Source organism: Bradyrhizobium sp. CIR48, from assembly GCF_014198315.1.
Classification (GTDB): Bacteria; Pseudomonadota; Alphaproteobacteria; order Rhizobiales; family Xanthobacteraceae; genus Bradyrhizobium.
Map to the genome: position 1 here is coordinate 65576 of NZ_JACIHG010000017.1, position 25126 is coordinate 90701.

Genomic DNA, 25126 nt, shown 5'->3' on the forward strand with positions numbered 1-25126 from the left:
GGAACGGATGGCGATGCGGAATCGCGGGGTGAAACGACAAAATCCCGGTCTTGCGCCGAGCCGAAGGCTCAGGCGGAAGCCGGGCCGCTAATCCCTATGATGCGCCGCGCAAACATGGGCCCTCCATAGCAGGGGGCCAAGGGAAGCGCAAAGGTTCGGGGAAGCCGGGTTCGGGCTCAATCGATGGTGCCGAGCCGCGGAAATGCGTCCGGGGCGGCGGCCAGGATGGCGCGGGCACGGGCGGAATCGTCGTCCATCTGGCGGATCAGGGCCTGCAGACTGTCGAATTTCAGCTCCTCGCGGATGAAGCCGACGAAGGCGCAGTCCAGAGCCTGCCCGTAGAGGTCGCCCTTGAAGTCGAACAGGAAGATCTCGAGCAGCGGGGCACCGTTATCAAAGGTCGGGCGGCGGCCGAAGCTTGCCACCCCGTCCAGCCGCTCAGGCCCGCGGCCGACGCGCACCGCATAGATTCCGTGCTTCAGTCCGCAATTGGCGTCCAGGCGGATGTTGGCGGTGGGATAGCCGAGATCGCGGCCGCGCTTTTCGCCGTGGATGACCTCGCCGGTGACGAACCAGGGCGCGCCGAGCATGGTGGTGGCTTCGCCAAGGAGGCCTTCGGCGAGTGCGATCCGGATGGCGCTGGAGGACACCGGCCGCTCGTCGATATCGACATGGGGCTGCACGTCGACCTCGATGCCGAGGCGGGGCGCTTCGTTGACCAGAAGGCTCGGCGAGCCGACCCGTCCTTTGCCGAAATGGAAGTCATAGCCGACCGCGATCCCGCTGACGCCGAGCCGCCCGATCAGGTCATGGTGAATGAAGTCTTGCGCGCTGGTCCCGGCACGGGCCTTGTCGAAGGTCATGACCACGGCGCCGGCTAGCCCGGTGCCGGCCAGGAGCCGCAGCTTGGCCCGCTCGTCCGTCAGGCGGAATTGGGGGGTGTTGGGGCTGAAAAACCGCCGCGGATGCGGCTCGAAGGTCAATGCCAGCGCGGGGCGGCCCTGCGCCCGGCCCATTTCCAGGGCTGCGGCGATCACCGCGCGGTGGCCGAGATGAACCCCGTCGAAATTGCCCATGGCGACCACGGCACCCCTTGGAATCGCGGAGACCGGCGTGGTGTCGCGGATAATGGTAAAATGCGGAGCCATCAGGGGAATTCTCAAACCGGCAGGATCGGGCGGGACCGTGGCGCGACCGGCCGGATGAAGTCAAGCGGGAGGGAGGCGGCCACATCGAACGCGATTTCAGTTCTTGGCGGGCGTCCCCAATTAACGCGCTGTTTAACGCCTTGGTGCTAGTCCTTGAGCGTGGAACTGCCGGGCTCCGGCTTGGGCAGGTCCGATCGTAATATTCCTTGGGTTTGCGTTGGGGGAGTCGAGATGGCGGTTGATTTGTCGATGCCGGTTCTGGTGGTGGACGACTACAGCACCATGATCCGTATCATCAGGAATCTGCTGAAGCAGCTTGGCTTCGAGAACATCGATGATGCCAGCGACGGTTCGGCAGCACTGAACAAGATGCGCGGCAAGAAGTACGGGCTCGTGATCTCCGACTGGAACATGGAGCCGATGACGGGTTACGACCTGCTGCGCGAAGTGCGCGCGGATCCGAACCTCGCCACCACGCCCTTCATCATGATCACCGCGGAATCCAAGACCGAGAACGTGATCGCGGCCAAGAAGGCCGGTGTGAACAACTACATCGTCAAGCCGTTCAACGCGGCGACGCTGAAGACCAAGATCGAGGCGGTCTTCCCGGACATGGCGAGCGCGTAAAGCGCCGCCTGATCCAAACACAGCTTTCAAAAGAGATCGTCATGCCCGGGCTTGTCCCGGGCATCCACGTTCTTGGGCGTTGGAAGCAAGTCGTGGATGGCCGGGTCATAGGCGAGCGGAAGCGACGCCGTCCTTCGGACGGCTGTGCCCGGCCATGACGGTGTTGAGAGCTAAGCAATTGGTCTAAGCCGGCGTCAGTTCACGCCCAGCCGTCACCACTTCAATTCGCGCATCAGCGCCTTCGGCGGGTGGCCGAACAATTCCATCACCGATGTCGGGTCGAGCTGATCGAGGCCCTCGAACTCCTCGGCATGGATGCCGCGGGTGACGAACAGGCAGTCGATGCCGAATTCGCGCGCGCCGGTTAAGTCGGTGCGGACGGAATCGCCGATCGCCAGTACTTTCTTCCGGTCGATCGGGTGGCCCTGGCGTTCACCGGCAAGTGCCATTGCGCGCTCATAGATCGGCCGGTGCGGCTTGCCGTAGAAGATCACTTCGCCGCCGAGCTCGCGATAGAGCTCCGCGATGGCGCCGGCGCAATAGATCAGCCGGTCGCCGCGTTCCACCACGATGTCGGGATTGGCGCAGACCAGCGTCAGCTTGCGCTCGCGCGCCTTCAGCATCATGCCGCGATAGTCTTCCGCCGTTTCGGTCTCGTCGTCATAGAGGCCGGTGCAGACGATGTAGTCGGCTTCCTCCAGCGGCGCGGTTTTCGCGTCGAGCCCGCGATAGATCGAGTTGTCGCGCTCGGGACCGAGCCAGAACATCTTGCGGCCGGGATGCTCGGCGACATAGAGCCGGGTCAGGTCGCCGGACGACACGATCGCGTCATAGGTCTCGTCGGCGACGCCGAGCTTGCGCAACTGCCGCTGCACGCTATCGGCCGGGCGCGGGGCGTTGGTGATCAGGATCACCGTACCGCCGCGGCTGCGATAAGTGTGCAACGCCTCGCAGGCTTCGGGGAAGGATTCGAGGCCGTTATGGACCACGCCCCAGATGTCGCTGAGCACGACATCGACACCGCCCACGAGCTCGCGCAGGCTTTCGGCGAAATGCAGTGTGGTCATGATGCGCAGCGTCGATCAGATGCGGCGCGCGAGCGCCGCGTTGCCGGTGATGCGTTGTGCCGGAGCGGCTGACGTCGCGCCAGATGTCGCGCCTTGGCTGGGGGGAGCGGAGCCATTGGATCCCTGAATGTCCTGCGCCTGGTTCGGCGAGGCCCCGCCGGTAGCAGATGCCCCCTCAGGCCGCAATGGCCGGGGCGGCGCGAACAGGAAGCCCTGGCCGAACCGCACGTCATAGTCGAGCAGGTCCACGACCGCGCGCTCGCCTTCGATCCTTTCGGCGATCAGGTCGATGCCGAAGCGGCCGAGCAGGTCGGAGAGGTCGGAAGGATGGATGTCCGAGGCCGAGGCCTGCCGGGGGTCGAGCAGCAGGGTGGCCGGCACCTTGATGAAGCGCACCCCGCGGTCGGCCAGCTCGCGCGGCTCGATGCGCAAATCGGTGACATGGTCGATCGAGAAACGGAAGCCGCGCTGAGCGAGCGCCGCGAGATTCTCGGTCTCGGCCGGGCCGAGATTGCGGAAGGTCGATTGCTTGAACTCCAGCACCAGCGAGGGCGCCAGCGCCCGGTTGGCTTCGAGGAAGTCGAGGCATTGCGCGAAGGTCGTGGAATTGCCGAGCGTTGAGGCCGCGACGTTGCAGAACACGCCGACGTCCTTGTTGCGCACCATCAGGCGCCGCAGCACCTGCACACAGCGCAGCATCACCATGTTGTCGATGCGCCCGATCAGGCCGGACGCTTCTGCGATGCTGATGAACTCCTCGGCGGCGATCAGCTGGTCGCGCTCGTCACGAAGTCGCGTCACGGCTTCATAGAACCGCACCTTGCGTTGCGGCAGCGTCACCATCGGCTGCAGGAAGATGTCGATGCGGTTTTCGTCGATCGCGTTGCGCAGCGCCGCCAGCAACTGGGTCTGGTTGCGCCCGTTGACGGCCGGAACCGGATTGGCGGCCTGGGTCTGGATCGCCGGTGCCGGTCGTGACGGCGGTGCGGGCAGCGGAGGCGGGGCAGGCCGCTCCTCGAACGGCGCAATCAGGTCGATTGGCGCCTCCGGCTCCAGCCTGGCGATCGGAGCGGGAGCCGGCGCTGGCGCATTGCCAGCCAACAGATCCTCATGGGTCGATACGGTGGTGGCGAGCTGCCTGACCAATCCGCCGAGCTCGTTGATCTCGCCGACCACCGACTGGATGCGGTCGGAGTTGGTCGAATTGGACGAGGCGATACGGCCCTCGATCGCGGCTAGGCGGCGACCGAACTCCGCCACCTGGCGGGCGAGGTCGGCGGTGCCGCGCGACAAATCGGCGATCTGGCCGCCGACGTCGCTGCGGTCGCGCAGCCGCATCGACACCGCGTTGTAGAGGATCAGGAAGGTCAGCGCGGTCAGCGCCACGATCGCGGATTCGGTTCCGCTGATGCCGGCGACGGCGTAGAGCACAAGCCCGAGCGAGGCCGCGACCAGTACCATGCAGATGGCGATGAAGATCGTCGAAATGCGAATCATGCCGCGCGTTACGCCTCAAAGAGCTGACTGCCTCACCCGGGAAAACACGGGTCACTGTGCGAACCCGTCACGCCTCATGCTCCCCCAAGCTGCATGAGCTTATCATCATTGTTGATTCGAGGGGATAGCGGCTCGTTCCCGGGCGGTCAGGCTGGCGCGGCGGCCCCCACCGTGTCGGCCGAGACGGCGTCGCGGGTGCCGAGCGGCTTGGGTGGCCCCGCGGTCGTGTCCTTCAGCGTCTGCCGTTCGATCTCTGAATTCAGCTCGGCGCCGAACATGATGACGATCGCCGACATCCACATCCAGGTCATCAGGCCGATCGCCGCGCCGAGCGAGCCGTAGGTCGCATTGTAGTTGGCAAACTCCGAGAGATACCAAGACAGCAGCGCCGAGCCGGCGATCCAGAGGATGGCGGCGATCACCGCGCCGAGGCTCAGCCATTGCCAGCGCGGCGCATCGCGGCTGGGCGCGAAGCGGTAGAGGATCGCAAGCGCTACCAGCAGGATGAGGAACATGAGCGGCCATCGTGCCAGCGCCACGATCAGCTTGCTTTCAGGTGCCATGCCGAGATGATTGAGCGCCAGCGGAAAGGCTACGACAACCCCCACCATCACCAGCAGTGCCACGATGCCGCCGACCGTGAAGGCCAGCGAGACCATGTTGAGCCGGATAAAGCTGCGCTTCTCGCGTTCCTCATAGGCCACATTGAGGGCATCGAAGATCGCCTTGACCCCCGCATTGGCGCTCCAGATCGCCAGCAGAAGGCCGAGCAGGAACGTGGCACCGAGCGTGGTATTGCCATGCGAGACCACGCGCGCCACCTGGTCCTCGACGATCTGAAACGAGCCCTCGGGCAGCATCGTTGCAAGCGTCTGCAGATTGGCGCTGATTGTCGCGGGATCGGCGAACAGGCCGTAAGACGAGACCACCGCCGTGACCGCCGGGAAGACCGCGAGCAGCCCGAAGAACACGACGCCGCCCGCGGTCGCCAGCAGGCGATCCTCATCGATGCGCTGATAGGTCCGCCAGAAGATATCCTTCCAGCCCTTCCAGGGGATTTCAAACGGGCTCTTGGCGCGGCGGCCATGGCCGGGCTGCACGGCCGCGCGCGCGGGATGCGTTTCCGGTGAATTCGCCTCGCCTTTGCGATGGTCTTGCGGTGGCCCCGATGGGACCAGGTCCCTGTCCTGAAAGTAGCGCTCCGCCGTCAGCACGAAGACGGCCGTCGCCGCCACCAGCAGCCAGGAGTCGATCTGTTCGGAGCGCCGCACCAGCATTTAAGCGTCCAATCTCCGGCCGTGACGCCGGCGGCGCGCTGCCGTGAACCCTGCCAACCCAATCGCGGCGAGCATCAAGCCAAGCTGCACGGGTCGGTTGGTGCGAACGGGCCGGGCTCTTGCGCCATGGCGGCGCTCGCCTGGTGCGAGCGGCGCAAGGGGAATCGTGGTCGCAACCTCCTTCACGGCCTCCTTGACCGTTCCGCGCGGGATCCGCGGGGTCGCGATCGCAACGCGCAACCGGCTGGCCAGCGGCACGATCGGCTTGGCTTTGCGCTTCATCTGCGCCATTGCCACGCCCGCGCAGACCGCCGCCAGCACCAACAGCACGCCGCCGACGGCACCGAAACCCCAGAACTGCCCGTAGTTGATGGCGACCCAGCGGTACAGGGCGATCAGCCCGACGAAGAATGCCGCGATCACGAACAGGCCCGCGACCGCAAACAGCCCGCCGGCCACGGCGTAAGACGTCACCTTGCCGGTCGCCTGGCTGGTCTGGTCACGCAGATAGGATTGAGCGGCGCGTTTGACGTGGTTGAGCTTCAGCGCCATGCCGGCGCGCAGCAATTCGCCCGATGGCGCGAGCATGCGGACATCCTCCGAGAGCGAGAAAATTCGTTCGGGGGATGAACGTGGCGGAATTTGACTTGTTCCGACGGAGCTCCGTCCGTCGTGGTGAATCAGGCGAGATCGGCGGCCGCGATCCAGAACACCTCGCCCTCGGAGTCCTCGGTGTCGAGCCAGAGCAGCGGCAGTTCCGGAAAGGCCTCGTCGACCAATTCGCGGCCGCGGCCGATCTCGCAGATCAGTCCGCCGTCCGGGGTGAGGTGATCGGGCGCCTCAGCCAGGATGCGGCGGACCACGTCGAGGCCGTCGGCGCCACCGTCGAAGGCGAGCTTGGGTTCGGCCCGGCACTCAGGCGGCAGTGCGGCCATGCCTTCTGCGTCGACATAGGGCGGGTTGGTGATGATCAGGTCGTAACGCGCATCGCCGAGCGGAGCGAACAGATCGCCGCGATACAGGCTGATCCGGTCCTCGAGCCCGTATTCGCCGACATTTCGCGTGGCGACCTCGAACGCTCCCTTCGAGATATCGACGGCATCGACGGCGGCGTTCGGGAAATGCTGCGCGGCGAGGATGGCGAGGCATCCCGATCCCGTGCAGAGATCGAGCACGCGCTCGACGCCCGTAGGGTCGTCGATCAGCGATCCGGCCTCGCCGTCGCCGCCAAAATGCGAATCCAGCAGTTCGCCGATGAAGGAGCGCGGAACGATGACGCGCTCGTCGACATAGAAGGGCAGGCCACGCATGTAGATCTTGTTGACGAGATAGGCGGCCGGTTTGCGCGTGGTCACGCGCTGGTGGATCAGATCGAGCACGGTCTTGCCCTCGGCGGCCGTGACGCGCGCGTTGGCAAAGCTTTCGAGCTGTTCGGGATGCAGATGCAGCGCCTCGCAGACCAGGAAGGCGGCTTCGGCGACCGGATCGGTCGTGCCATGAGCAAAGGCGAGTTTTGCTTCGACGAAGCGGCTCACCGCGTAGCGGACATAGTCGAGCAGCGTGAGAAGCTCGCCGCGTTCGACTGTCGCGAGCTTCGGCGCGGCGCGGCTGCGCGCGGTCTTTTTGGATGCTCTTGCCATCAGGATTTGGTCCAGCGTGCGGCGGCCTCGTCGTCACGGGCGTGGGCCTCGACCCAGCCGGTGCCGGTGGCGCTCTCTTCCTTCTTCCAGAACGGGGCGCTGGTCTTGAGGTAATCCATCAGGAACTCGGCGGCATGGAATGCGGCCTGGCGGTGCTGCGAGGCGGTCAGCACCAGCACGATGTTCTGGCCCGGCATGAAGCGGCCGACGCGATGGATCACGGTGACGCCGTTCAGTGGCCAGCGCGAGGTCGCCTCGTCGGCATGGCGCCTGATCTCTTCCTCGGCCATGCCAGGATAGTGCTCGAGCGTGAGCGCGGCGACCTTGGCGCTGTCATCGTCCGCGCGGCAGATGCCGGAGAAGCTCACGACCGCGCCGATGTCGGTCCGGCTCTTGGTCAGGACAGCGATCTCGCGCGCGATGTCGAAATCGTCTTCCTGAATACGGATGGTGACAGGGCAGCTGGCGACAGGGGAAGACATGGCCTAACCGCCGGTCATCGGCGGGAAAAACGCGATCTCGCGGGCGCCCGCGATCGCGGCATCCGATTTGACATGGGCATGGTCGATCGCGGTGCGGATCACCTTCGGCTTCTCGAACGCGTAGGCATAGGCCTCGCTTTGGCCGGACAGCCAGGCGATCAACTCCTCGACGGTGCGCACGGTCGCCGGCGGCTCGATGGTCTCCTCCGCCTTGCCGACGCGCTCGCGCACCCAGGCGAAATACTTCACCTTCATCCCTCGTCCTCCTTGATGAGGTGATGGATGCCGGCGCGGAAATAATCGTAGCCGGTATAGATGGTCACGATCGCCGAGGCCCACAGCAGGGCGAGGCCAATCATCGAGACGACGGGCACCACCTCGTCGCCGGCAGGTCCCGCGAGCAAAAAGCCGATCGCGACGAGCTGGACCGTGGTTTTCCACTTCGCAAGCTTGGTCACGGGCACGCTGACCCGGAGCGCGGCGAGGTATTCGCGCAGGCCCGAGACCAGGATCTCGCGGCACAGGATGACGATGGCGGCCCACAACGACCAGCCATGGATGATGCCGTCGGCGGCCAGCATCAGCAGGCACGAGGCGACCAATAGCTTGTCGGCGATCGGGTCGAGCATCCGGCCGAACGCCGATTGCTGATTCCAGATCCGCGCGTAATAGCCGTCGAGGTAATCGGTGACCGCGGCCGCGATGAAGAGGGCGACCGCCACCCAGCGCAGCCAGAGCGGCTGATCCAGAATCGACTGCGCATAGATGCATCCGACGACGACCGGGATCGCGGCGATCCGGCCATAGGTCAGGATGTTGGGGAGGGACATCGCGCGGCTGGTCGTCCCTCGTGTGGTGGCGATGTTCATCCGTCCTACCAATACCGCTGCTGCCTGAACGTCAACCGTCCCGCACCCCAAATGAGGTGCGGACACGACGATCATATGACTGCGGTCCCCCTTTAATTCATCCCGGCTGGGGATGGAAATACTCGAAAATCCTGCGCGCACTCTCGGCACTGACCCCCGGAACCTTGCCGAGATCGGCGATCGAGGCCCGTTCGATCTCCTTCAGGGTTCCGAAATGATGCAGCAAGGCACGTTTGCGTGACGGGCCGATGCCCGGAATCTCCTGCAAACCGGCCTCGCGAATGTCCTTCTTGCGCAGCTTGCGGTGGGAGCCGATGACGAAGCGGTGGGCCTCGTCGCGCAGCCGCTGGATGAAATAGAGCACGGGATCGCGCGGCTCCAGCTTGATCGCCTCGCGCTCGGGCATGAACAGGGTCTCACGTCCGGCATCCCGGTCCGGCCCCTTGGCGACCGACATCAGCGACACCTGGGTCAGGCCGAGATTGGCGAAGATCTCGCGAACGGCGTTGAGCTGGCCGCGGCCGCCGTCGATGATGACGAGATCAGGCCATTGCGGGAAGTCGTCGTCCTTGGCTTTGGTCGCACCCTCCTCGGGCGGGTTGATCAGGCGCTTGAAGCGCCGCTCCAGCACCTCGCGCATCATGGCGAAGTCGTCGCCCGGCGTGATCCCTTCCGACTTGATGTTGAACTTGCGGTACTGGTTCTTCACGAAACCGTCGGGGCCGGCGACGATCATGGCGCCGACCGCATTGGTGCCCTGGATGTGGCTGTTGTCGTAGACCTCGATGCGCTTGGGCGAATGGGGCAGGCTCAGCGTCGTGGCGATGGCATCGAGCAGGCGGCTTTGCGTGGCGGTGTCCGCGAGCTTGCGGCCGAGGGCTTCGCGCGCATTGGTCAACGCGTGGGCGACGAGTTCCTTTTTCTCCCCGCGCTTGGGCGCGGTGACCTCGACCTTGTGGCCGGCCTTGATCGACAGCGCGTTGGCGAGCAACTCGCTTTCCTCGATCTCGTGCGAGAGCAGGATGTTCCTTGGCGGCGGCTTGTCGTCGTAGAACTGGGCGAGGAAGGAGCCGAGCACCTCTTCCGGGGTGTACGTCTTCTCCGCGCGCGGAAAATAGGCCCGGTTGCCCCAGTTCTGGCCGGTGCGGAAGAAGAACACCTCGACGCAGGAGAAGCCGCCCTCCTGATGGATGGCGAACACGTCGGCCTCCTCCACCGTGCGCGGATTGATGCCCTGCTGCGACTGGATCGCCGACAGCGCGGCGAGGCGGTCGCGGTAGAGCGCGGCGCGCTCGAACTCGAGCTCACCGGACGCCTTCTCCATCTCGCCTGCAAGCTCCTGCTTCACCGCATGGCTCTTGCCGGACAGGAAGTCACTCGCCTCGCGCACCAGGGTGGTATAGCCGCCGAAGTCGATCTCTCGGGTGCAGGGGCCGGCGCAGCGGCGGATCTGGTAGAGCAGGCAGGGCCGGCTGCGGCTCTCGAAGAAGGAATCGGTGCAGGAGCGGATCAGGAAGGCGCGCTGCAGCGCCGTGATGGTGCGGTTGACTGCGCCGGCGGAGGCGAAGGGCCCGAAATAGCGCCCCGGCCGGCTCTGCGCGCCGCGATGTTTCAGGATCTGCGGCGCCCAATGGTCGCCGGTGATCAGGATGTAGGGAAACGATTTGTCGTCGCGCAGCTGCACGTTGAAGCGCGGCCGCAGCTGCTTGATGAGGTTGGCTTCCAGCAGCAGCGCCTCGGTCTCGGTGTTGGTCGAGACGATCTCCACGGTCACCGTGGCCGCGATCATGCGCAGGATGCGGGCCGGCTGCGGTGCATTCTGGCGCGCATAGTTGGAAAGGCGCTTTTTGACGTTCTTGGCCTTGCCGACATAGAGCACGTCGGCATTCGCATTGAGCATGCGATAGACGCCGGGCGAGGTCGGGGCGAGCCGGACCGCGCGTTCGATCGCCTCATGGCCAGTCGCCAGCGGTCCTTCGCCGACGGCGCCGCTCTCTTCCAGGATATCGGGCAGCCGCGCATCGTCCTCGTCATCGCCGCCGCTGGTGGCGGGATCGAGGTCCGGAGGCGTTTCGGCTGGGACGTCCGGCACGGCGCCACGCACGGGTTTGCGCGCGCGGTCTTCCGGATTGTCGGTGGAATCGTGAACCATGGAGCGAATTTAGGCGCTGGGGGTGCCGATTTGAAGTTCCGGCCGTGCGGCACGCACAGGATGGCGGCGCAGTTCCCGGTAACGCTTGCTTAAGCCTGTTAACAGCGCGGTAACCCGGCTTAACAGCCCTTTAACTTAAAACTCTCGATAAATCTTACGCGAAAAAGTGGTGGTTCCGTAACCATGCGGTTGCCTCGCGCGGCGGCGCGGGCGCCGCACCGGTGACGGCAGTTGCGTTGGAGTTAAGTGATGAAGAGGCTCGTTGTGGGCGCAGCCGCGTTGGTTGCCGCCGGCTGGACAGCTTCGGCGGAGGCCGCCGACATGACTTACGGTCAGCGCGCGCCCTATACCGTCAACCAGCCGCTCAACGCGTACAGCTGGGCAGGCCCCTATCTCGGCGGCAACATCGGCTATGAATGGGGCTCGGTGGACAACAACCCCTCGAAGCCGTCGGGCTTCGTCGGCGGCGTGCAGGCCGGCTACAACTTCCAGAATGGCCCGTTTGTGTTCGGCGTCGAGGGCGACATCCAGGCCGCCGGTGCCGACGACACCTTCGCGCCGTGGAAATTCTCCAATCCGTGGTTCGGCACCCTGCGCGGCCGCGCCGGCTATGCCTTCAGCAACGTGCTGTTCTATGGCACCGCCGGCCTCGCCTTTGGCGAGCTGCGTGCGCAGACCTTCGGCTGGACGGAATCGCACACCACCGCCGGCTGGACCATCGGCGCCGGTGCGGAAGTCGGTCTGGCCCCGAACTGGAGCGCCAAGCTGGAATATCTCTACATCGATCTGTCGACGACACAGTTCGCAATTACAGGGGTGTCAAACGGCTATAGCGCCAGCGTTGTGCGCGCAGGCGTGAACTATCGCTTCTGATAGCTGAAGAAAAAAATACCGGACCACAACCTCCCGGCCGCTCGCGGCCGGGATTTTTTTGCCAAGTATTTTTTGCGCCAAGTATTGCGCCGAATGTTGTGCGTCAGGCCCGCTAGGAGAGGATGACCAGATTGACCGCCTTCGGTCCCTTCCCCTTCTTGTCGGGTTCGACTTCGAAAGTAATACGCTGTCCTTCCGCAAGGTCCTTCAGTCCGGCCCGCTCCACAGCAGTAATATGTACGAAGACGTCGCGGCCGCCGTCGTCAGGCTTGATGAAACCGTAGCCGCGTTCGCCGTTGAAAAACTTGACCGTTCCCGTCATGGCCATCGGGAAACTCCCCCTCATTGCTCCTCCGCCGCGACGCAGACTCACGTCACGACATGACGGGGCACTACGGAGCCCGGGAGCTGGCCATCCTTGGGCGGACTTCAATGGTCCGGCCGGATCTTTCTTAGGCCTTCACTCCGCCGCAACCATTCGCGGAAGCGGAACGTAAAGCCAGTCACGGAAACAGCATAATACGGTTCTCTGCAGATTGACTACCGCTCCTGCATATTTTTCCCAAGAATGCCGGAGTGTTACGGGCTGGCTTTAAGGCTTGGGCACCTCCAATCGGAATCTGGCAGCACCACCTTGGCCGAGCGGCATTTCCAGCTCGGGCAGGATCGTCTTGAGCTCGCCCTGCAGCGTGTAGGGTGGATTGACGATCAGGAGCCCGGTGGAGGCGAGAGCTCCGCCATCGAGCTGAGGCGCGACGCTGAACTCGAGGCGCAGACAATTTCCCGGCGGTTTTGCTGCAGATGCGAGCCGCGCCACCGTTTGAACCAGTGTGTCGGTGGCGCGCCGATTCTTGGCCGGATACCAAATGACATAGATGCCGGTCGGCCATTTCGCGAAGGCGGTGGAGAAGGCTTCGCCCAGCCGCTCGAACTCGTCCTTGGCCTCGAAGGGCGGATCGATCAGCACGAGGCCGCGCCGCTCCTTCGGCGGCACGAAAGCCGGCAGCGCCATCCAGCCGTCGAGGTCGACCACGCGGGCCTGTTCGTCGCGGCGCAGCACGTCGATCAGCGCTTTCCGCGCCTTCGGCTCCAGCTCGCATGCGATGAGCCGATCTTGCGGCCGGAGCAGGCCGCGCGCAATCAAGGGCGAGCCTGGATAGGCCTTGAGTTCACCCTTGGGATTGAAGGCGCGGACGATATCGAGATAGGGTTGTACTAGCGCGAGGGTCTCGTTCGAGAGGCGCGCCTGCATCAGCCGCGCGATGCCGGTCAGCCATTCGCCGCCCCGGCGCGCCTCGTCGCTGTCGAGATCGTAGAGGCCGGCGCCGGCATGGGTGTCGATGACGCGGAACGCCCCCGGCTTGTCCTGCAGATAGGTGATGATGCGCGCCAGCACGATGTGCTTGATGACATCGGCGAAGTTGCCGGCGTGGAAGGCGTGGCGGTAATTCATGGCGAAGAGTTACGACATCACGCGCCGAAAGTAACTGCTGTCATTCCGGGCGGTGCATGGCATCGAGCCCTGAATCCATTTCGCCACGGCGCATGCTGCTGGATGGATTCTCAGATGCGCAAATGCGCATCATCGTTCGCGCTCCGCGCGCCCCGGAATGACTGCGAACAAATCCTATCCGCCCCTGATCGGCGGCATCGTCACCTGATCGCGGCGGCAGGTGCGGCGTTCGATCTCGTCACAAGCGCGGAATTGCAGGTCCTTGCTGAGGCAGATACGGACCTCGGACAGCCGCGTCCGGTTGCAGGTGACCGAGACGGCGGCATTGCTCAGCCCCGGATTGGCCTTGATGAAGGCTTCCTCGACTTCCGCCGGTGCCACGGTCTTGGCCTGCGACAAATCGAGATATTCGGCCGGGATCTTGATCGCAGCGCGCGCCTTGCGGATCGTCTCGAAATAGCTGCGGCCCTCGAGGCCCGAGCAGGTGCCGTGCTTGTCCCATTCGTTGAAGATCAGGCCCGGCGCCGGCATCAAATCGAGCATCGAGGAGACGATGCTGCGGTTCAGCCGCGGTGCGGGCCGCTGGCAATATTCCGGGAAGCCGGTCTCATATTGTGGCCACAGCCCATGCACCACGAAGGCGTAGGGCCGACCGCTGCACTGGATCTGCGACCGGCCGCCACGCTCGGCGGCCTCCTCGCAGAACGAGGGCGACCACGACAGCGACAGCACATAGAAGTCGAATTCGCCGGGCGCGTTCTGCCGCTTGTCCTGGGCGTTCGCGCCACCGGCGAGCAAGGCCAGTCCGGCGGCAAGGGTCAGGGAGATCACGAGACGGGAAAACGAATGCAATCTGGAATGAAACATGGCGACGCCCCTCAACTAGACTGTGCGAGGAAGCCTAGCAGGCGATGGGAACATTTCAAGAACAAAATTCGAGCGGCCGCCCGTTCGGCGCCTCGAGCAACCCGAATCAGGGCTTCCTGCTCAGGGCTTGGCGGCGCGGCAGGCCGGATTATAGGCCCAGTTGCGGTCGAGCCCGACCACGCACCACTCGACGCCGTTGCCATAGCCGGCGAAGCCGCCATCCTCGATGATCGAGAAGTGCACCTTGCGCACCTTGCCGTCATTGAGCATGGCCTCGCCGGTGCAATAGCGGCGGGGAATATTGTCGGACTGCCAGGGCCGGAATGCGGTCTCGCGAACGGCGGCGAAGCTGGTGATCCTCAACGAGGAATTCCAGAACGTGCTTTCCTTTTCCCAGAACTGGGTGGCGATGGTCGGCAGCGCCCGGTCGCAATCGGCGACGGCGCCGTCATAGCGCGGGCCGCTCAGCCAGAAGTTCAGCTCCAGCGGATTGGCGGCCCTGGCCTCACCGAGCGACATCGCTCCGAACATGAGGCCGAGCACGGCGGCATAGCGGAGCAATTTCAGGAAGGGGGCGCGCATGGTCAATCCGGACAGCTAAAGTCTTGCGAAGGTTGGACGGTGCCGCGAAGGCCGGGGGAGGTCAAGTGCAGCGCGGCAACACTTCGCCAGGAGTTGACCACAACTTCGTGGTTGGCAGGCTTGGGTTCTTTCCACTTTACTCCCGGCACCGTAAACTGCCCGCCAGCCAATTGGAGTGACGGGAATGCGAATCATTGCGGCCGCGGGTCTTCTCGCCAGCCTGGTTGTCTCGGGTATGATGGCGAGCCAGTCGGCGCGCGCTGACTATGTGCCGCCGTTCAAGGGCAATGACACCGGCGGCATCATCGCCTATTCAATGGCCACCCAGGTCGATGCGCGCCAGGCCGCGGTCGATCACTGCGCGCGCTATGGCAAAGTCGTGAAATTCCTGGCGGTGCAGGCCTATGAGGGCGGCTACATCTCGTTCTCCTGCCGCTGGGTGCCTTATGGCGCCGCCGACCAGCCGATCCGCACGCTCTATTGAGGCGCTGTCGCAGGCCTGCATTTTTCAGCCGGGAGCCTCTCACATGACGCGCAAACTCGCTTTGCTCGGCTCGACCCTTTGCCTTGCGTTGTCTGCAAGCGTGGCGTGCGCCGACGACCTGCCGGTCCGCAAGGCCGGTCTTTGGGAAATGAAGCTGGTCACATCAGGCTCGCCCGTGCCCGAGATGACCATGCAGCACTGCACCGACGAGACCGTCGACAAGGAGATGAGCAACAACGTCTCCCCGATGGCCAAGCAGATCTGCGCCAAGCAGGAGATCAAGAAGACCGCGACCGGCTATGTCAGCGATTCCGAATGCAGCGTCGCCGGCGTCAGCACGACCTCGCATGCCGAGATCACCGGCGATTTCAACTCGGCCTATACGGTGAAGACCTCCTCGCACGCACAAGGCGGTGTCGCCGGCGCTGCGGGGCGCGATACCACCATGACGCTGCAAGCCAAATGGCTCGGGTCCTGCAAGCCGGACCAGAAGCCCGGCGACATCGTGATGCCCGGCGGCTTCAAGATGAACGTGCGCGACATGGACAAGCTGAAGGCGCTGCTGCCGAAGTAGGGCTACGGCGGCTACACCGGTATCCTGACGCTCGCCCTTAGTCCCCCCATCGGGCTGTCGCCAAGCGTAATGTCGCCGCCATGCGAGCGGGCGATGTCGCGGGCGATGGCAAGGCCGAGGCCGGTGCCGCCTTCATCCTGGTTGCGGGCGTTGTCCAGCCGCAGGAACGGCTTGAACACCTCTTCGCGCAAATGCGCGGGAATGCCGGGTCCGTCGTCGTCGATCGTCACGGTCAAATAACGGTGATCGCGCTGGCCGGTGATGGCGATGGCCTTGCCGTAGCGGGCCGCGTTGGTGACGAGATTGGCGAGGCAGCGCTTGAACGAGGCCGGCTTCACCGTCACCACGGGCAGGCCATGGAAGGCGACGGTCGCGGTATGACCGTGGCGCTCGGCATCGCTGCGCAGCTCCTCGAGCGCCTGCGCCATGTCGGTCGGCTGCGACTGCTCACCGGAATCGCCGCGGGCGAAGGCGAGGTAATCTTCCAGCATCATCGACATCTCGTCGACGTCCTTGCGCATGCCCTCGAGCTCGGGGCTGTCGCCGATCAGCGCCAGCTCGAGCTTGAAGCGGGTCAGGATGGTGCGCAGATCGTGGCTGACGCCGGCGAGCATCGCGGTGCGCTGCTCCATGGTGCGCTCGATGCGCGACTTCATTTCGAGGAAGGCGACCGCTGCGCGCCGCACCTCGCGCGCGCCCCTTGGGCGGAAGTTCGGCGCCTCGCGGCCCTTGCCGAAGCTTTCGGCAGCGTCAGCGAGGCGCAGGATCGGCTTGATCTGGTTGCGCAGGAACAGCACGGCGACGATCAGCAGGATCGACGACGTGCCGACCATCCAGAACAGGAAGATCTCCGAGTTGGAGGCATAGGCGGCGCTGCGCTGCGCGAACACGCGCATCACGGCGTCGTCGAGCTGGATGCGGATCTCGACGAGATTGGAGCGGCCGACCGTGTCGATCCAGAACGAGCGCCCGATCTGGCGGCCGAGCTGCACGGACAGCGTCTGGTCGAGCAGAGAGAAGAACGGCTTTGGTCCCGGCGGCGGCATGTCGCCGGCGGGCAGGAAATCGACGACGAGGCCGAGGCGCTGCTGCGCGATGCGGCGGATCTGGTCGCGATCCTTATCTTGCGGATAACCCTTGTAGACGTCGATCAGCGCGGCGATGTCCTGCACCACGGCGGCCGACAATCGGCGCGTCACCGTGTTCCAGTGCCGCTCCATGAACACGAAGGCGACGACCGATTGCAGCACCACCATCGGCACGATCATGATGAGGAGCGCGCGGGCGTAGAGGCCGGTCGGCATCCAGCCCTTGAACGCGTTGCCCATCCAGCCATTGGCGGCGGAAACGCGGCCGGCGGCGCTTCGGAGCAGCGTCAGGCCGGTATCGATCGTGCTCATCGCTCGCGCTTCACTGATCTATGGCGAGGCTACCAGCCGGTAGCCGATGCCGCGCACCGCCTGGAGGAACAGCGGATTGGCGGGGTCGGTCTCGATCTTGCGCCTGAGGCGGTTGATCTGCACGTCGACGGCGCGCTCGTTGACGCTGCCGTTGCCGGTCAGCGCGCTGCGCGGCACGGTCTCGCCCGGCGTCTCCGAGAGAATGCGCAGCATCTCGCGCTCGCGGTCGGTGAGGTGGATGACCTCCTCGCCCTGGCGCAGCTCGCCGCGATCGAGATGATAGACGTAGGGACCGAACGCGATCTTCTCCACCGCCGTGGCTTGCGGCGGCGGAGCGGCGCGCTTGAGGATGTTGTTGATGCGCAGCGCCAGCTCGCGCGGCTCGAACGGTTTCGCCACGTAGTCGTCGGCGCCGATCTGCAGGCCCTCGATGCGCGCTTCCGCCTCGTGTCGTGCCGTCAGCATCACGATCGGCACCGAGGAGGATGTCCGGATGAAGCGGGCGAGATCGAAGCCGGTCTCGCCGGGCATCATGACGTCGAGGATCAAGAGGTCGAAATGCAGGCCCTGCAGTTTCGAGCGTGCATCGCCGGCACTCGCGGCGGTGGTGACGCGGTAGCCCTCGGCGGCGAGGAAGCGCGAGAGCAGATCGCGGATGCGGCGGTCGTCGTCGACCAGCAGCAGATGCGGCGCGTCATCGGCCGGGCGTGCCGGCGGGCGGGCGAGAGTGGCAGCGAGCGTCACGGTCACTCCTTGGCGTCGTGGTTGACGGAAGCGAAGATCGTCTCGAGCACCTTGTCCGGATCGTCGCGATCGATCATCGCGCGCAGGAAGCGCTTGACCGTCTCGGCATCCTGCGGACCCATTTCGGCGAGCGCCTTGGTGATCCGCGTGGTCTGCAGACCGGCGAGCTTCTGCACCAGCGCCTCGCCCTTCGGCGTCGCGTAGAGCAGGCGCTGGCGGCGGTCATTGTCGCCGGTCTTCTGCACGATGTAGCCCTCGTCCAGCAGCTGCTTGAGCACGCGGCCGAGCGACTGCTTGGTGATGCGCAGGACGTCGAGCAGATCGGCGACCTTGAGACCGGGATAGCGGTAGACGAAGTGCATGACCCGGTGATGGGCCCGGCCGAAGCCAAAAGCCTCCAGCTCCTGGTCGGGGTCGCCGACGAAGTCGCGATAGGCGAAGAACAGTAGCTCGATGATATCCCAGCGCAAATTGCCTCCGTCGTCTGCGGCCGGCTTGGGCTCGGCGGCGTCGTGAGAGGAAGTCGCGAAATTTATGTCAGGCATATTGACGTATCTTGGGTTCAATGTTACAAAACGATCGACCAGCACGAAATTTTAGATCGTTTCGCGCGGGTGGCATCGAAGCAGGGCGGCTGGAGAGAGCCGGACAGGCGACGACGGCCGGATCAGATCTACCGTGCGATTGTCGAGCGGCGTTTCGGCAAAACATACTGGACTTCCGCCTTCCGCAAAAGCATGTCCTCGGCGATATGCTGGCCACGGAAACCGGCCGTAACAAGGCTGGCGGTGGTCCGGCCTAAAACCAATCAAGCCAGCCGGACCCGAAAGGGGCAGGCCGGCGCCAGAACGGCGTCGCCACCGGCAGCGGGAGGCAAGGACATGAGCATGAAATTCGACATCCAGCCCGCATCCAATCCGACGTCCGAGAAGGACCGCGTGGCCAAGCTGGTGGATCCCGGCTTCGGACGGGTCTTCACCGATCACATGGCGATCGTGCGCTACAATCAGGCCAAGGGCGGCTGGTACGAGGCGAAGATCGAGGCACGCGCCAACTTCCAGCTCGATCCGGCCGGCGCGGTGCTGCACTACGCCCAGGAAATTTTCGAGGGTCTGAAGGCCTACAAGCGTGACGACGGCGGCGTGAACCTGTTCCGTCCCGACGCCAATGCGCGGCGCTTCAAGGACTCGGCCGACCGCATGGCGATGGCGCAGCTGCCCGAGGACGTCTTCATCGAGGCGGTCGAGCAGGTCGTGCGCATCGACCGCGCCTGGATGCCGGGCGGCGAGGGCAGCCTTTACCTGCGGCCCTTCATGATCGCGAGCGAGACCTTCCTCGGCGTCAAGCCGTCGTCCGAATATATCTTCGCCGTCATCGCTTCGCCGGTCGGCTCCTATTTCAAGGGCGGTCCCGCGCCGGTGTCGATCTGGGTCTCGGAGAATTACACGCGCGCTGCCGTCGGCGGCACCGGGGCGGTCAAATGCGGCGGCAATTATGCCGCGAGCCTGCGCGCCCAGGCCGAAGCGATCCAGCATGGCTGCGATCAGGTCGTCTTCCTCGACGCGATCGAGCGCCGCTATATCGAGGAGCTCGGCGGCATGAACGTGTTCTTCGTGTTCGACGACGGCTCGCTCTCGACGCCGCCGCTCGGCACCATCCTGCCCGGCATCACCCGCGATTCCATCATCGCGCTGGCCAAGGATGCCGGCAAAACCGTGCGCGAGGAGCCGTATTCGCTCGACCAGTGGCGCAAGGATGCGGTCAGCGGCAAGCTGAAGGAAGCGTTTGCCTGCGGTACCGCGGCCGTGATCTCGCCGATCGGCAAGGTGCGCTCGGTGAGCGGCGATTTCGAGATCTCGGGCGGCGCCGCCGGCCCCGTCGCCATGGGCCTGCGCAAGCAGCTCGTCGACATCCAGTACGGCCGCACCAACGATCCGCACAACTGGATCCGCAAGGTGTTTTGAGATGCGGCGATGCGCGTTTCTCCTTTCGTGAGGAGAGGGGAAACGCGCATCGTTTGTGGTTTTTCGTGCACTGAACGTGCCGTTGCCGACATGCGACAAAGTCTGGACACATCTGGACATCAGGACATCGCGACCATGGCAACGAAACTCTCCCAACCCATGAAGTGGGTCGTTCTCGCCGCAATCACCGGCGTCTCCGTTTTCGGCATCCTGACCATCGGCCCGATGCATGAGGTGGTCGCGCAAGACCGCTCGCCGATCGTCGATGTGCGCACCAGCGATCCCGAGATGAATGCCGCGATCGCGCGCGCCCGCGGCACCTTGTCGACCTTCTGGGCCTCCTATCAATCGCCAAAGCCGTCGGAGGCCGGGCACGCCCTGAAGGTGCGCTTCTCGACCCGCAAGGGCGGTGAGCACATCTGGATCGGCGAGGTGAAGAAGCGGCCAGACGGGACCTATTCCGGTCTGTTCGCCAACGAACCGCGTGACCTGCCCGGCAAGCGGGCCGGCGACGAGGTCAAGTTCACCGAGGCCGACATTTCGGACTGGATGTTCATGCGCAACGGCAAGATCGTCGGCGGCGAAACCATCAAGCCGACGCTGAAGTCGCTGCCGAAGGCGGACGCGGATGCCCTGAGGGCACGGATGGAGCAGCCGTAAAGGAAGCTCTCTCTTCCCCTCTCCCCGCAAGCGGGGCGAGGTGCAGAACACAGGCCGGTTGCCGCCTCGCGCCCCGGCTGGTAAACGCCGCGCATGGCCGAGAAACCCAAAAAACCCCAGAAACTGAAGGCGCGCCTGCCGCGCGGGCTCGAGGATCGCGATCCGTCAGCGATCCGGGCGACGCGCGAGATGGTCGAGAAGATCCGCGCCGTCTACGAGCTCTACGGCTTCGAGCCCGTGGAGACGCCGGCGATGGAATACACCGACGCGCTCGGCAAGTTCCTGCCCGACCAGGATCGTCCGAACGAGGGCGTGTTCTCGTTCCAGGACGACGACGAGCAGTGGATCAGCCTGCGCTACGATTTGACGGCGCCGCTCGCCCGCTATGTCGGCGAGCGCTACGGCAGCGACGCTCTGGTTTTGCCCTACCGCAGCTACCGGGTCGGCTATGTCTTCCGCAACGAAAAGCCCGGCCCGGGCCGCTTTCGGCAGTTCATGCAGTTCGACGCCGACACGGTCGGCTCGGCGACGCCGGCGGCGGATGCCGAGATCTGCATGATGGCTGCGGACACGATGGAGGCGCTCGGCATCGCGCGCGGCTCCTATGTCGTGAAGGTCAACAACCGCAAGGTGCTCGACGGCGTGCTGGAAGCCATCGGGCTCGGTGGCGACGAGAACGCAGGCCGTAGGCTGACCGTGCTGCGCGCCATCGACAAGCTCGACAAGTTTTCCGCCGACGAAGTGCGCAAGCTGCTCGGTCCCGGACGATGGGACGGCGGCGAGGAAGGCAAGGGCGACTTCACCAAGGGCGCTAACCTCAGCGCGGCGGAGGCTGATGTCGTGCTCGCCATCACCAAGCCGCGCGACGATTGGAAAGAGGCCATTGCAGCGGCCGAAACCTACCTCGCCAAGAGCGAGATCGGTCAGGCCGGCGTCAGCGAGCTGGATGAGATTGCCAAGCTGGTCACGGCGTCGGGTTACGGTGCGGACCGCATCAAGATCGATCCGTCCGTCGTGCGCGGTCTCGAATATTACACCGGTCCCGTCTACGAGGTCGAACTGCTGCTCGAGACCAAGGACGAGAAGGGCCGCCCGGTGCGCTTCGGCTCGGTTGGCGGGGGCGGGCGTTACGATGGCCTCGTCTCACGTTTCCGCGGCGAGCCGGTGCCGGCCACCGGCTTCTCGATCGGCGTGTCGCGGCTCCAGGCCGCGTTGACGCTGCTCGGCAAGCTCGACACGCGGCCGGAATTCGGGCCCGTCGTCGTCACCGTGTTCGATCGCGACCGCGTCGCCGACTATCAGAAGATGGTGGCAAGCTTGCGCACCGCCGGCATCCGCGCCGAGCTCTATCTCGGCAATCCCAAGAACATGGGCAATCAGCTCAAATATGCCGACCGCCGCAATTCACCGTGCGTGATCATCCAGGGCTCGGATGAAAAGGCGCGCGGCGAGCTGCAGATCAAGGATCTGATCGAAGGCGCCAAGGCGGCGGCTGCGATCGCCTCCAACCAGGAATGGCGCGAGAGCCGGCCGGCGCAGTTCTCGTGCAGCGAAGCCGATCTCGTCGCCAAGGTGCGCGAGGTCCTGGCCCGCCATGACGTAAAGTGGGGATAGCCATTCCGCCAAGCCGTCATGCCCGGGCTTGTCCCGGGCATCCACGTCTTGTTTGATGGATGAGCACGTGGATGGCCGGGACAAGCCCGGCCATGACGACAGCAACAGGGAGAAGACGATGCCTGAGATCACTGTCAGCATGGCCGAAGGCCGCACCGACGAGCAAAAGGCCGGCATGATGCGCGACATCACCCAGGCGTTGGTGAAGAATCTCGGCGTCGATGCCGATGCCGTCGTCATCCAGATCAACGAAGCCCCGCTCCGCCACAAGATGAAGGGCGGCAAGACGTTCGTGGAGCGCGCGGCGGCGGCGAAGAAGTAGCCAGCGCTGTAGCGTCAATCACCGCTGTCGTCCCGGACAAGCGTCAGCGCAGATCCGGGAGCCATAACCACAGGGAGTGGTTATGCGGTGAAGCGGTAACTCCGAGTCCCCGAAACCACGACGTCCTGTGGTTATGGGTCCGGGATCGGCGCGCGCTTAAGGCGCGCTTGTCCGGGACGACACCGTGTGTGAGGCCCCCATGGACGCACGCGATTTCATCAAGGTCGGCATGAGCGCCGAGCGCACGCTGGTGGTGCCGGCCGAGCGCACGGTCGGGCATTTCGTGCCGGGCATGCCGTTTGTCTACGCGACGCCGATGATGATCCTGGAAATGGAGATGACGGCGGGCGATGCGATCCGAGCCGCGCTTCAGCCCGGCTGGGTCACTGTCGGCACCGAGGTCGACATCCGCCATCTCGCAGCCGCCCTCGTCGGCGCGACGGTGCGGACCACCGCGAAGGTCGTCGCCGTCGAACGCCGCGTCATCCGCTTCGAGGTCGAGGCGTTCGAGGGCACCCGCAAGCTCGGCGAAGGCCGCCACGCGCGCGGGCTCGTCAATGTCGAGATGTTCAACAGGCGGCTCGCCGCGGGCACGACGCCGTAGGGTGGGCAAAGCGAAGCGTGCCCACGGCTTCCGGAGAGACAATTGAAAGATCGTGGGCACGGCGCCCTGCGCCTTTGCCCACCCTACGGCCCCGTCTACTTCGCCAATTCCCTCGACCTTTGCGTCGCCGCCGCGATCGCGCGGATCATCAGGTCGCGCAGACCCGGCTCGCCCATCAGCACACCGAGCGCGGCGGCCGTGGTGCCGCCGGGCGAGGTGACGTTCTGGCGCAGCGTGCTCGACGGCAGCTCCGACTGGTGCAGCAATTCGCCGGAGCCGGCGACGGTCTCGCGTGCGAGCTTAATTGCCAGCGCCTCAGGCAGTCCGGCTTCGACGCCGGCGCGGGCGAGCTCTTCGGCGAGCAGAAACACATAGGCCGGGCCGGAGCCGGAGACGGCCGTGACCGCGTCCATCAGGCTCTCGTCATCGACCCATTCGACCGAGCCGGTGGCACGCAGCAGCGCATCGGCCACCGCGCGCTGCGCGGCGCTGACGTTGTTCGCGGCGACCGCAACCGTGATGCCGCGGCCGATCGCGGCCGGCGTGTTCGGCATCGCGCGCACCACGGCGCCGCCGCAGACCTCCTGGAGCGATGTGATCGTGGTTCCCGCCATGATCGAGACCACCGACGTCTTGTCCGAGACGAACGCTTTTAGCTTCGCGCCGGCCTCGCGGAACATCTGCGGCTTCACCGCGACGACCAGCGTCTCGACTGTGCCCGCGGCCTTCAAGTCGGGATTGAGCGCGACGCCCCTGGCGGCAAGTGCCGTGATCTCCGGCGAGATATGCGGATCGATCACCGCGACGCGGCGCGGGTCGAGCCCGCCCGAAAGCCATCCGGTCAGCATCGCGCCGCCCATCTTGCCGGCGCCGGCGAGGAGGATGGTGCCGGTGATGTTTTGGAGGGGGTTGTTTGCCATCGCTGTTGCCACAAACTCGCTGTCGTCGCTGCCTAGTGCGCAATTGCGCACGGGAGCGGGGGACCCATAACCACAGGCGGTTCTAGTGGATGAAGGTGTTGGCAACAAGCCGCGTGCCACAAGAGGCATCACGCTGTATGGCTCCAGGAGCGGCGCTTCGCTTGTCCGGGACGACAGGAGGAGGGAGTGTTGGCTTCCTTAAGGGTCCTACGCCTCTCCCACCGTATCGAACATCGCCGCGTCCATCGCTTCGGTCGTGCTCTTGCCAGCCCACACCACGAACTGGAACGCCGGGAAATAGCGCTCGCAGGCATGGATGGCGCCGGCGAGCATGGCCTCGCATTGCGCGGTCGAGGCGGTGAGCCCGCCCGGCAGCACCAGGGCCTGGCGGTGCATGACCATGCCGGTGTTGGTCCAGAGATCGAAATGACCGACCCACAGCTGCTCGTTGACCGCGGCGACGAGCCGCTGCACCTCGCTGCGGCGCGCAACCGGAATCTTCATGTCGAACGCGCAGGCCAGATGCAGCGCCTCGATCTCGCCCATCCAGGTGAAGGAGAGCTGGTAATCGGTCCATTGTCCCTTGGAGACAATCGTGAGTTCGTCCTCGCCGGAGCGTTCGAACGGCCAGTTGTTGCTGGCAGCGATATCCTCGACCACCGCGAGCGGATGGCTTTTGGAATCGATAGTGCCTTCGAGCAGGGACATGCCGTCTCGACCTCTTGCCTTCTTGTTGTCTTTGATACGCACGCGGTTGGGCCCGGCGCGCGCTCCCTAAACGTCGCTACGGCGTCCCCTCGGAGTCTTGCGATCCCTCGGATCAGCGCGGGCCTGTCGCGGATCAAGTGATGTGATTTGCGGAATCTGCGCAACGGGGTCCCGAGTCCGTCCACAAGCCAGGACTCGTTCGTCCACAGCTCATCTCCGCCACAATTCTTAACGGAGGGAAGTCCTCGATCCGGATGGATGAGAACAAACCGGAATCGGATTCGCGGGGGGGCGCCATTCGTTAATTCCGTCCCGCGAGGGCCGCTCCCGCGGGAATGACATGGGACCATGCGATCCGCCCATACGGAACACGCTTGCTGCGGCCGCCGGCTGGCGGCATATTTCCAGCCAGGCCGTTCATCCCGGACGGCCGATGTTCTCAGGGCGGGGTGAAAGTCCCCACCGGCGGTAAGGGCCGAAAGGCCTAAGCCCGCGAGCGCCTTCCCTTAGGTCTTTCTTGCCGAGGGGAAGGGTCAGCAGATTCGGTGCAACTCCGAAGCCGACGGTTAGAGTCCGGATGAAAGAGAACGGTCGGAGG

Annotated in this window: 28 protein-coding genes and 1 riboswitch; of the genes, 9 read left to right on the top strand and 19 right to left on the bottom strand. The window is 65.0% G+C overall.

What is annotated here, in order from left to right:
- Window positions 1-176: 176 nt before the first annotated feature.
- Window positions 177-1148, bottom strand: coding sequence for a bifunctional riboflavin kinase/FAD synthetase (locus GGD66_RS37360; RefSeq protein WP_183230427.1), 972 nt, complete (start codon window positions 1146-1148; stop codon window positions 177-179).
- Window positions 1149-1379: 231 nt separating this feature from the next.
- Between GGD66_RS37360 and GGD66_RS37365 the strand changes: the two genes are divergently transcribed.
- Window positions 1380-1775 (top strand): response regulator, encoded by a 396-nt coding sequence (locus GGD66_RS37365; protein WP_008567674.1) that lies wholly within the window; start codon window positions 1380-1382, stop codon window positions 1773-1775.
- Window positions 1776-1987: 212 nt separating this feature from the next.
- On the opposite strand, the gene GGD66_RS37370 is transcribed toward GGD66_RS37365, so the two are convergent.
- The 9 genes from GGD66_RS37370 to uvrC all read right to left on the bottom strand — a co-directional run bounded on the left by GGD66_RS37370 (window position 1988) and on the right by uvrC (window position 10759).
- Entirely contained in the window at window positions 1988-2842 is an 855-nt protein-coding gene (locus GGD66_RS37370; protein WP_183261662.1) for a TIGR01459 family HAD-type hydrolase, read from the bottom strand.
- Between the two features lie 15 nt (window positions 2843-2857).
- Window positions 2858-4339 (bottom strand): EAL domain-containing protein, encoded by a 1482-nt coding sequence (locus GGD66_RS37375; protein ID WP_092255122.1) that lies wholly within the window; start codon window positions 4337-4339, stop codon window positions 2858-2860.
- A 146-nt stretch (window positions 4340-4485) separates the two neighbouring features.
- Window positions 4486-5616: a YihY/virulence factor BrkB family protein gene (locus GGD66_RS37380; RefSeq protein WP_018318359.1), complete on the bottom strand. Its 1131-nt coding sequence runs from the start codon at window positions 5614-5616 to the stop codon at window positions 4486-4488.
- Complete coding sequence (locus GGD66_RS37385) at window positions 5617-6204, bottom strand: phage holin family protein (protein WP_092255116.1); 588 nt, start codon at window positions 6202-6204, stop codon at window positions 5617-5619. It lies immediately after the preceding gene.
- Window positions 6205-6296: 92 nt separating this feature from the next.
- Window positions 6297-7256 (bottom strand): 50S ribosomal protein L3 N(5)-glutamine methyltransferase, encoded by a 960-nt coding sequence (gene prmB, locus GGD66_RS37390; RefSeq protein WP_183261663.1) that lies wholly within the window; start codon window positions 7254-7256, stop codon window positions 6297-6299.
- The gene (locus tag GGD66_RS37395) at window positions 7256-7738 is read right to left on the bottom strand and encodes a molybdenum cofactor biosynthesis protein MoaE (protein ID WP_183236811.1); all 483 of its coding nucleotides are present in this window, start codon (window positions 7736-7738) and stop codon (window positions 7256-7258) included. The genes prmB and GGD66_RS37395 overlap by 1 nt, the downstream gene beginning before the upstream one ends.
- Before the next feature lie 3 nt (window positions 7739-7741).
- Window positions 7742-7993, bottom strand: coding sequence for a molybdopterin converting factor subunit 1 (moaD, locus tag GGD66_RS37400; protein WP_018318355.1), 252 nt, complete (start codon window positions 7991-7993; stop codon window positions 7742-7744).
- On the bottom strand, window positions 7990-8607 hold the full coding sequence (gene pgsA / locus GGD66_RS37405) for a CDP-diacylglycerol--glycerol-3-phosphate 3-phosphatidyltransferase (RefSeq protein WP_018318354.1): 618 nt from the start codon (window positions 8605-8607) through the stop codon (window positions 7990-7992). Before pgsA ends, moaD begins: the two co-directional genes overlap by 4 nt.
- A 97-nt stretch (window positions 8608-8704) precedes the next feature.
- The gene (gene uvrC, locus GGD66_RS37410; RefSeq protein WP_092255109.1) at window positions 8705-10759 is read right to left on the bottom strand and encodes an excinuclease ABC subunit UvrC; all 2055 of its coding nucleotides are present in this window, start codon (window positions 10757-10759) and stop codon (window positions 8705-8707) included.
- Between the two features lie 249 nt (window positions 10760-11008).
- Between uvrC and GGD66_RS37415 the strand changes: the two genes are divergently transcribed.
- On the top strand, window positions 11009-11632 hold the full coding sequence (locus tag GGD66_RS37415) for an outer membrane protein (protein WP_020508683.1): 624 nt from the start codon (window positions 11009-11011) through the stop codon (window positions 11630-11632).
- A gap of 112 nt (window positions 11633-11744) precedes the next feature.
- Here the strand turns inward: GGD66_RS37415 and GGD66_RS37420 are convergent, their stop codons facing one another.
- The 4 genes from GGD66_RS37420 to GGD66_RS37435 all read right to left on the bottom strand — a co-directional run bounded on the left by GGD66_RS37420 (window position 11745) and on the right by GGD66_RS37435 (window position 14534).
- Entirely contained in the window at window positions 11745-11960 is a 216-nt protein-coding gene (locus tag GGD66_RS37420) for a cold-shock protein (protein ID WP_008544396.1), read from the bottom strand.
- 264 nt (window positions 11961-12224) lie between these two features.
- On the bottom strand, window positions 12225-13085 hold the full coding sequence (locus GGD66_RS37425; protein ID WP_183261665.1) for a 23S rRNA (adenine(2030)-N(6))-methyltransferase RlmJ: 861 nt from the start codon (window positions 13083-13085) through the stop codon (window positions 12225-12227).
- 174 nt (window positions 13086-13259) lie between these two features.
- Window positions 13260-13952 carry a ribonuclease T2 family protein gene (locus tag GGD66_RS37430; protein WP_183261667.1) on the bottom strand — a complete coding sequence of 231 codons (693 nt, stop codon included), beginning with the start codon at window positions 13950-13952 and terminating at the stop codon, window positions 13260-13262.
- Between the two features lie 120 nt (window positions 13953-14072).
- Window positions 14073-14534, bottom strand: a complete 462-nt coding sequence (locus tag GGD66_RS37435; RefSeq protein WP_026202004.1) for a hypothetical protein — start codon at window positions 14532-14534, stop codon at window positions 14073-14075.
- 184 nt (window positions 14535-14718) lie between these two features.
- Here GGD66_RS37435 and GGD66_RS37440 point away from each other — a divergent pair, with 184 nt between their 5' ends.
- Complete coding sequence (locus tag GGD66_RS37440; RefSeq protein WP_038947472.1) at window positions 14719-15018, top strand: hypothetical protein; 300 nt, start codon at window positions 14719-14721, stop codon at window positions 15016-15018.
- A gap of 43 nt (window positions 15019-15061) precedes the next feature.
- A complete protein-coding gene (locus GGD66_RS37445; RefSeq protein WP_183236814.1) occupies window positions 15062-15592 on the top strand; it encodes a DUF3617 family protein in 531 nt (176 codons plus the stop codon).
- An 11-nt stretch (window positions 15593-15603) separates the two neighbouring features.
- On the opposite strand, the gene GGD66_RS37450 is transcribed toward GGD66_RS37445, so the two are convergent.
- From GGD66_RS37450 to GGD66_RS37460, 3 genes are read right to left on the bottom strand one after another with little or no spacing between them, the layout of a single operon-like run.
- A complete protein-coding gene (locus tag GGD66_RS37450; protein WP_018318346.1) occupies window positions 15604-16992 on the bottom strand; it encodes an ATP-binding protein in 1389 nt (462 codons plus the stop codon).
- Between the two features lie 18 nt (window positions 16993-17010).
- Entirely contained in the window at window positions 17011-17742 is a 732-nt protein-coding gene (locus GGD66_RS37455) for a response regulator (protein ID WP_018318345.1), read from the bottom strand.
- The gene (locus tag GGD66_RS37460) at window positions 17739-18281 is read right to left on the bottom strand and encodes a MarR family winged helix-turn-helix transcriptional regulator (protein ID WP_028140157.1); all 543 of its coding nucleotides are present in this window, start codon (window positions 18279-18281) and stop codon (window positions 17739-17741) included. Before GGD66_RS37460 ends, GGD66_RS37455 begins: the two co-directional genes overlap by 4 nt.
- A gap of 336 nt (window positions 18282-18617) precedes the next feature.
- Here GGD66_RS37460 and GGD66_RS37465 point away from each other — a divergent pair, with 336 nt between their 5' ends.
- From GGD66_RS37465 to GGD66_RS37485, 5 genes are all read left to right on the top strand, one after another.
- Complete coding sequence (locus GGD66_RS37465) at window positions 18618-19700, top strand: branched-chain amino acid aminotransferase (protein WP_092255091.1); 1083 nt, start codon at window positions 18618-18620, stop codon at window positions 19698-19700.
- Between the two features lie 135 nt (window positions 19701-19835).
- Entirely contained in the window at window positions 19836-20360 is a 525-nt protein-coding gene (locus tag GGD66_RS37470) for a YegJ family protein (RefSeq protein WP_179731594.1), read from the top strand.
- Window positions 20361-20453: 93 nt separating this feature from the next.
- Window positions 20454-21974: a histidine--tRNA ligase gene (gene hisS / locus GGD66_RS37475; RefSeq protein ID WP_183261669.1), complete on the top strand. Its 1521-nt coding sequence runs from the start codon at window positions 20454-20456 to the stop codon at window positions 21972-21974.
- A gap of 55 nt (window positions 21975-22029) precedes the next feature.
- The gene (locus GGD66_RS37480; RefSeq protein ID WP_018318340.1) at window positions 22030-22296 is read left to right on the top strand and encodes a tautomerase family protein; all 267 of its coding nucleotides are present in this window, start codon (window positions 22030-22032) and stop codon (window positions 22294-22296) included.
- Between the two features lie 199 nt (window positions 22297-22495).
- Window positions 22496-22900, top strand: coding sequence for a thioesterase family protein (locus GGD66_RS37485; protein WP_183236817.1), 405 nt, complete (start codon window positions 22496-22498; stop codon window positions 22898-22900).
- 95 nt (window positions 22901-22995) lie between these two features.
- Here the strand turns inward: GGD66_RS37485 and proC are convergent, their stop codons facing one another.
- Entirely contained in the window at window positions 22996-23820 is an 825-nt protein-coding gene (proC, locus tag GGD66_RS37490; RefSeq protein WP_183261670.1) for a pyrroline-5-carboxylate reductase, read from the bottom strand.
- 207 nt (window positions 23821-24027) lie between these two features.
- Complete coding sequence (locus GGD66_RS37495) at window positions 24028-24528, bottom strand: YbjN domain-containing protein (protein ID WP_183233345.1); 501 nt, start codon at window positions 24526-24528, stop codon at window positions 24028-24030.
- Window positions 24529-24959: 431 nt separating this feature from the next.
- Window positions 24960-25121, top strand: a riboswitch (FMN riboswitch).
- Window positions 25122-25126 lie beyond the last annotated feature (5 nt).